This window comes from Paraburkholderia ginsengiterrae, assembly GCF_001645125.1.
Taxonomy (GTDB): Bacteria; Pseudomonadota; Gammaproteobacteria; order Burkholderiales; family Burkholderiaceae; genus Paraburkholderia; species Paraburkholderia ginsengiterrae.
This window is the reverse complement of the sequence record NZ_LXKA01000151.1, coordinates 1-493: the sequence shown is the minus strand read 5'-3', so window position 1 is coordinate 493 and position 493 is coordinate 1. Positions and strand designations below refer to the sequence as shown.

The following is a 493-nucleotide window of genomic DNA, read 5'->3' as shown; positions in this document are numbered from 1 at the left end:
ATACTGGCCTATCCACAGTGTGAGGCGTATCGCCGGCAATTCCGCGACCAGCCGGTCGAGCCAGAGCCTCGCGCATTCGGGCCGTCGCGTGTTGTCGCCCCACGCTCCGCGGCCCCGGGCGCAGCATCCCCACGGCACGGTCGCGAACCCCGACGCGTCATAGAACGTGTCGTGCCCGACACCCAGCCACTCTCGCAGCCCCTTCACACTTGCGCCGTCCCATCGAATACCGCTCGCCTTCGCGCGCGCGCCCGCCCCCCACATCGCCCGCGCTCCCTCCACCCCCGCCAAAGCCGCCGCACTCCCGCTCGCCCACGACCACTGTCCCCCCGTGCCTCCCCTCCCCCACCCCCTCCGCACCCCCGGCTACACCGCCACCGTCGACTCCCACCCCCGCCTTCCCGTCGCCCCCTAGCTCCCGCCGCAACCCGTCTCGTCTTTACACCCAGCCCCCAAGCCCGCCCTACTCCGCCATTCCACGATGCAACTTCGC

1 protein-coding gene is annotated in these 493 nt (G+C 71.6%); it reads right to left on the bottom strand.

The genetic code is table 11. From position 1 onward, the window contains the following. Positions 1-264, bottom strand: a 264-nt coding sequence (locus A6V37_RS41310) for a uracil-DNA glycosylase family protein (RefSeq protein ID WP_482194145.1), incomplete at its 3' end; no start/stop codon positions are given. Positions 265-493: the final 229 nt, after the last annotated feature.